This window comes from Pseudomonas rhizozeae (assembly GCF_031583775.1).
GTDB lineage: Bacteria > Pseudomonadota > Gammaproteobacteria > Pseudomonadales > Pseudomonadaceae > Aquipseudomonas.
On sequence record NZ_JAVLSB010000065.1, the window covers coordinates 1 to 6,684 of the forward strand.

Consider the following 6,684-nt stretch of genomic DNA (forward strand, 5'->3'; position numbering starts at 1 on the left):
GTTTTGGGTTACCTTTTTGCTGGGCCGGCACACCGGCGTTTGTAAAAGGTGACTCGCCGTAAGGGCGAAACCATAAGTCGCCGTTACCGCAGCAACGGATATACACCCAAAAACCAGTCACCCATTCAGCGCCGCAGCCCTCAAACCACATCCACCCCGACATGAATCGCATCATGCCGCCAAAACTCCAGATCACAATCAATCAACCGCTCATGCTGATCGTAATTAACCCGCGCAATCCGCAACCCCGGGCTGCCCACCGACACCCGTAGCGCCGCTGCCGCATCCACCGACAACGACGTCGGCACTATCTCGAAACGCACCCGCCCGTAGTGCAAATCGTAATGCCGCGCATACAGCTCGGTAATCGACTGATTCAAATCAAACTCGAGAATCCCCGGGAAAAACTGCGGATTCAGGTAGTGCTCCACATACAACACCAACCGCTCATCAATCCGCCGCGCGCGGCAAATCTGGATCACGCTGGACAGCGCCGGCAATTGCAACCATTCGCAGACCGCCGCCGACGCTGGTTGCAGTCGCGCGGAAATCACCTCGGTCGACGGCACTCGGCCCTGGGCGCTGACCATCGCGTGAAAATGGCTGCGCTGCATCAGGTTGTAAGCCAGGCGCGGCGGTGAAACGAACCAGCCGCGACGCTCCTCGCGGTAAATCTGCCCTTGCGCTTCCAATTGCAACAACGCCTCACGCACGGTAATCCGCGTGGTACCGAACAACTCACTGAGCTTACGCTCGGCAGGCAACTTGCTGCCTGGCGACAACAAGCCGTGGTCGAGTTGTTCCTGCAGGACTTGGCCAATGGCTGTCACCGCTTTGGTTGCCTCATCACGCATCAACGTTACCTATCTGGACTAGACCAGCACTGTTTCGGGGCAGGAGCGCACAGCAAAACCCTTTCACTTGGCGCTCCGCAAGCCTAGGCAGCGCAGATGACCGGGACATGACAAAGGTGCTCGACGGTCATCTTCATCGCCACTTAAACCCTGCAATACACCGGCCATGTCCTTGCCTGTCGGGCCTTTGCCCATGGTCTACGCTTACCGGGCAAACGCCCATACCGGGCAATAAACCACCGTTGCTGATAACGGTCGACATGAAAGTGTCATGCACTCCCCTTAAATTGGCTCAGGTATTGCTGACCTAGACCAACACAACCGCAATCGCAGCGTTGAAAACGCCCAAAGGAGCTTCGGATGAAACAGCTTTTCCTGGCATCACTGTTAGGCTCGACCATTGCCATGTGCACCGCCGCCATGGCCGCTGATACGGATTTGAAGACACTGGAAGCCGCTGCGAAAGCGGAAGGTGCGGTCAACAGCGTCGGCATGCCCGATGACTGGGCCAACTGGAAAGGCACCTGGGATGACCTGGCCAAAACCTATGGTCTGAAGCACATCGACACCGACATGAGTTCGGCCCAGGAAATCGCCAAGTTCGATGCGGAAAAAGATAACGCCAGCGCCGACATCGGCGACGTGGGTGCCGCGTTCGGTCCGATTGCCGTAGCCAAAGGCGTGACCCAACCCTACAAGCCAACTACCTGGGACAAAGTCCCGGACTGGGCCAAAGACACTGACGGCCATTGGGCATTGGCCTACACCGGCACCATCGCGTTCATCGTCAACAAGAAATTGCTGCATGGCTCGGAAGTCCCGACCAAATGGGCTGACCTCAAGTCCGGCAAGTACAAAGTCTCGATCGGCGACGTGAGCACTGCGGCCCAGGCGGCCAACGGTGTGCTGGCTGCGGCCATCTCCCTCAAGGGTGATGAAAAGAACATCCAGCCGGCGCTGCTGATGTTTGCCGACATCGCCAAGCAAGGTCGCCTGTCGCTGTCCAACCCGACCATCGCCACCATGGAAAAAGGCGAGATCGAAGTCGGCGTGGTCTGGGACTTCAACGGCCTGAGCTACAAAGCCAAGATGGCCAACCCGGATGACTACGTGGTGCTGATCCCGTCCGATGGCTCGGTGAAATCCGGCTACACCACCATCATCAACAAATACGCCAAGCACCCGAACGCCGCCAAGCTGACCCGCGAATACATCTTCAGCGACGCCGGCCAACTCAATCTGGCGCGCGGCAACGCCCGTCCGATCCGTGCCGAAACCGACCTGAAACTGCCAGAAGACATTGCGAAAAACCTGATCCCGGGTGAGCAATACACCAAGGCCAATCCACAGCCAATCAAAGACGCAGCCGCCTGGGAAAAAACCTCCAAGGCTCTGCCGCAGAAGTGGAACGAAGAAGTCATCGTCGAAATGAAGTGACAGGCTAGCACAAACACTGAAGGTCCCCCTGTGGGAGCGGGCTTGCTCGCGAAGACGGTGTGTCAGTCAACACATGTGTTGGATATGTAACCGCTTTCGCGAGCAAGCCCGCTCCCACAGTGGACCGAGTGGATTTCGAATATCTGTTATCGCGGAGCCCTCGCCCCTATGAAGCACAACGTCATCCTGGTCGTGCTCGACGGTCTCAATTACGAGGTCGCGCGCCACGCCATGGGGCACTTGCAGGCCTATGTCGGCGCAGGACGCGCAGCGCTGTACAAACTGGAATGCGAACTCCCGGCCCTGTCCCGCCCGCTCTACGAATGCATTCTCACCGGCGTCACGCCAATCGACAGTGGCATTGTCCACAACAACGTCTCGCGCCTGTCCAACCAGCGCAGCATTTATCACTACGCCGCCGATGCCGGCCTGACCACTGCCGCCGCGGCCTATCACTGGGTCAGCGAGTTGTACAACCGCTCACCCTTCGTCGCCGCCCGCGATCGCCACACCAGCGACCCGCAACTGCCGATCCAGCACGGGCATTTCTACTGGAACGATCACTACCCCGATTCACACCTGTTCGCCGACGCGGAAAACCTGCGCCTGCGCCATGCCCCGAATTTTCTATTGATTCACCCCATGAACATCGACGACGCCGGGCACAAGCACGGCCTCGACACCGCGCAATACCGCAACAGCGCGCGCTCGGCGGACATCATTCTGGCCGACTACCTGCGCACCTGGCTCGATGAGGGCTATCAGGTGCTGGTGACCGCCGACCACGGCATGAACAACGACCGCTCGCACAATGGCCTGTTGCCGGAAGAACGTGAGGTGCCTCTGTTCGTGCTCGGCGACGGGTTCAGCCTGAACCCCGACGCCGCGCCACAACAGATCGAACTCTGCGGCACCGTCTGCGAACTGCTAGGCGTGCCCCACGACAAACCTGTGTGCCGGGAGTTGCTCAAGTGAATTCCATACTCCGCGGTAAATGGCTGGCGGCCCTGTGCCTGGTGCCCTTCGCCCTGTTCTTCATCGTGTTCGAAATTGCCCCGTTGGTGTGGGTAATGATCAATAGCCTGCAATCGGAAGAGTCCGGCTGGGGCCTGGCCAACTTCACCCGAATCTTCAGCTCGAAGTTTTATTTGCAGGCGATCCAGTACAGCCTGGAGATCAGTTTCTGGTCCAGCGTGTTCGGCATCATCATCGCGGTGCTCGGCGCGTATTCCCTGCGCCAGGTCGATTCGCGGCTGCGCAACTTCGTCAACGCCTTCGCCAACATGACCAGCAACTTCTCCGGCGTACCGCTGGCGTTTGCGTTCATCATCCTGCTTGGCTTCAACGGCAGTTTTACCATCATGCTCAAGCAGGCCGGAATCATTCAGGACTTCAACCTGTACTCGAAAACCGGGCTGATCATCCTTTACACCTACTTCCAGATTCCCCTCGGCGTACTGCTGCTGTACCCGGCGTTCGACGCCTTGCGGGAAGACTGGCGAGAATCCGCCGCACTGCTAGGCGCCAGCAGTTGGGCGTTCTGGCGGCACATTGGGTTGCCGGTGCTAACCCCGGCGCTGCTCGGCACGTTCGTGATCCTACTGGCCAACGCCCTCGGCGCGTACGCCACCGTGTACGCCTTGACCACCGGTAACTTCAACGTGCTGCCAATCCGTATCGCGGCGATGGTGTCCGGCGACATTACCCTGGACCCGAACATGGCCAGTGCGCTGGCTGTGGTGCTGGTGGCGTTGATGACCCTGGTGACCGTGGTGCATCAGTTGCTGTTGAAGAGGAGCTACCATGTCTCGCGCTGAACTGAGCCCCGTCGGGATCTACCACCGTGTGGTGGTGTACCTGCTGTTTGCCATCCTGTTGCTGCCGCTGGCCGGCACGCTGATTTATTCGATTTCCAGCAGTTGGTCGGCCACTGTGCTGCCCAGCGGCTTCACCTTCAAATGGTACTTGCAGCTGTGGAGCGACCCGCGCTTCCTCGGTGCGTTTGGGCAGTCGCTGATCGTCTGCGTCGGCGCCCTGGTGCTGTCGGTGGTGCTGATCCTGCCGCTGCTGTTCGTGGTGCATTACCACTTCCCGAAGCTAGACGCGCTGATGAACATCCTGATCCTGCTGCCCTTCGCGGTGCCGCCGGTGGTGTCGTCGGTGGGGCTGTTGCAGCTTTACGGTTCCGGGCCGTTCGCGATGGTCGGCACGCCGTGGATCCTGATCGGCTGCTATTTCACCGTGGCGCTGCCGTTCATGTACCGGGCGATCACCAACAACCTGCAAGCGATCAACCTGCGCGACCTGATGGACGCCGCGCAACTGCTCGGCGCCAGCACCTTCCAGGCAGCAGTGCTGGTGGTGCTGCCCAACTTGCGCAAAGGCTTGATGGTGGCGCTGCTGCTGTCCTTCTCGTTTCTGTTCGGCGAGTTTGTGTTCGCCAACATCCTGGTGGGCACGCGCTACGAAACTCTGCAGGTGTACCTGAATAACATGCGTAACAGCAGCGGCCACTTCACCAGCGCGCTGGTGATTTCCTATTTCTTCTTTGTGCTGGTTCTGACCTGGGCGGCCAATATCTTGAACAAGGACAAAAGCGAATGAGCTATGTCAGCGTCCAACACCTGCAAAAAAGCTACGCGCAAAAAGGCACCACGGGCACTCCGGTGTTCAGCGACATCAATTGCGAAATCCACAAAGGTGAGTTCGTCACTCTGCTCGGCCCCTCGGGCTGCGGCAAGTCGACTTTGCTGCGTTGCATCGCCGGCCTGACTCCGGTCGATGACGGCAAGATTCTCCTGGATGGCCAGGACATCGTGCCGTTGAGCCCGCAGAAACGCGGGATCGGCATGGTGTTCCAGAGCTATGCGCTGTTTCCCAACATGACCGTGGAGCAGAACGTCGCGTTTGGCCTGCGCATGCAGAAGGTCAATGCCGACGACAGCCACAAGCGCGTGGCTGAAGTGCTGAAACTGGTGGAGTTGGGCGATTTCGCCGGCCGTTATCCACACCAGATGTCCGGCGGCCAGTGCCAGCGCGTGGCCCTCGCCCGCTCATTGGTGACCCGCCCACGCTTGCTGCTGCTCGATGAACCGCTGTCGGCACTCGATGCACGCATTCGCAAGCACTTGCGCGAACAAATCCGGCAGATCCAGCGGGAGTTGGGCCTGACCACGATTTTCGTGACTCACGACCAGGAAGAAGCGCTGACCATGTCGGACCGGATCTTCCTGATGAACCAGGGCCGGATCGTCCAGAGCGGCGACGCGGAAACCCTCTATACCGCGCCGGTGGATGTGTTTGCCGCCGGCTTTATCGGCAACTACAACCTGCTCGACGCCGAGAGCGCCAGCAAGCTGCTGCAGCGGCCGATCAGCGGGCGCATCGCGATTCGCCCGGAAGCCATCGAGCTGAGCCTCAACGGCGAACTCGACGCGCAGATCCGCAGCCACAGCCTGCTCGGTAACGTGATCCGCTACCGCATCGAGGCACGAGGCGTGGAACTGGTGGTGGATGTGCTTAATCGCTCGGCGGCGGATTTGCACCCCGACGGTCAGCGCCTGGCACTTTCCATCGATCCTTCGGCCCTGTGTGAGGTAGCCTGATGGCTTTGTTGATTATGAAGAGAGAGTTGCACTGATGGCCCTGGCAATTTTTGATCTGGACGAGACCCTGATCCACGGCGACTGCGCCACCCTCTGGAGTGAACAGATGGGCCGCTTGGGCTGGGTGGACCCGGAGTCGTTCATGCGCAAGAACAATGAGCTGATGGACGCCTACAGCCATGGCAAATTGCGCATGGAAGACTATATGGACTTCAGCCTGGAACCGATGATCGGTCGCACGCCGGAAGAGGTCGAGCATCTGGTCGGACCGTGGGTCGAGGACTTTATCGAGCCGATCATCTTCAGTGACGCCACCCGCACCATCGCCGCACATCGTAAGGCGGGTGACCGGATTCTGGTGATCTCCGCTTCTGGCACGCATCTGGTCGGACCGATCGCCGAGCGCCTGGGCATCGACGAGATCCTCGCCATTGAGCTGGACGTCGCCCATGGCGTGTACAGCGGCCAAACCGTCGGCACCCTCACCTACCGCGAAGGCAAAATCACCCGCCTGCTGGAATGGCTCGACGCCGAAGAGGAAAACCTCGAAGGCGCGAGCTTCTATTCCGACTCACGCAACGACTTGCCGCTCCTGCTCAAAGTCGACTTCCCGCACGTGGTCAACCCGGACCCGGTGCTGCGCGAACACGCCGAAAAGGCCGGGTGGCCGATTCATCTTTGGAAGTAATGGGGCTGAGGGGGCGGGTCAGTCGGGTGAAGCAAACTGCTCTTAGGGCAATGAGAGATGCTTTTGTGGCAATGAGACCTTCTTTGTGGCAATGAGACCT

General features: G+C 59.5%; 7 protein-coding genes. 6 read left to right on the forward strand and 1 reads right to left on the reverse strand.

Features of this window, described 5'->3' with window-relative positions; translation table 11 throughout:
* Positions 1-140: 140 nt before the first annotated feature.
* Complete coding sequence (locus RG836_RS23435) at positions 141-854, reverse strand: UTRA domain-containing protein (protein WP_310849961.1); 714 nt, start codon at positions 852-854, stop codon at positions 141-143.
* 360 nt (positions 855-1,214) lie between these two features.
* Here RG836_RS23435 and RG836_RS23440 point away from each other — a divergent pair, with 360 nt between their 5' ends.
* From RG836_RS23440 to RG836_RS23465, 6 genes are all read left to right on the forward strand, one after another.
* Complete coding sequence (locus tag RG836_RS23440; protein ID WP_310849963.1) at positions 1,215-2,291, forward strand: ABC transporter substrate-binding protein; 1,077 nt, start codon at positions 1,215-1,217, stop codon at positions 2,289-2,291.
* A gap of 168 nt (positions 2,292-2,459) precedes the next feature.
* Entirely contained in the window at positions 2,460-3,266 is an 807-nt protein-coding gene (locus tag RG836_RS23445) for an alkaline phosphatase family protein (RefSeq protein ID WP_310849964.1), read from the forward strand.
* Positions 3,263-4,108, forward strand: coding sequence for an ABC transporter permease (locus tag RG836_RS23450; protein WP_310849966.1), 846 nt, complete (start codon positions 3,263-3,265; stop codon positions 4,106-4,108). The genes RG836_RS23445 and RG836_RS23450 overlap by 4 nt, the downstream gene beginning before the upstream one ends.
* Positions 4,095-4,895, forward strand: coding sequence for an ABC transporter permease (locus RG836_RS23455; protein ID WP_310849968.1), 801 nt, complete (start codon positions 4,095-4,097; stop codon positions 4,893-4,895). The genes RG836_RS23450 and RG836_RS23455 overlap by 14 nt, the downstream gene beginning before the upstream one ends.
* Positions 4,892-5,896, forward strand: coding sequence for an ABC transporter ATP-binding protein (locus RG836_RS23460; protein ID WP_310849970.1), 1,005 nt, complete (start codon positions 4,892-4,894; stop codon positions 5,894-5,896). Before RG836_RS23455 ends, RG836_RS23460 begins: the two co-directional genes overlap by 4 nt.
* Before the next feature lie 34 nt (positions 5,897-5,930).
* Positions 5,931-6,584 carry an HAD family hydrolase gene (locus RG836_RS23465; RefSeq protein ID WP_310849971.1) on the forward strand — a complete coding sequence of 218 codons (654 nt, stop codon included), beginning with the start codon at positions 5,931-5,933 and terminating at the stop codon, positions 6,582-6,584.
* The last annotated feature ends 100 nt before the right edge of the window (positions 6,585-6,684 follow it).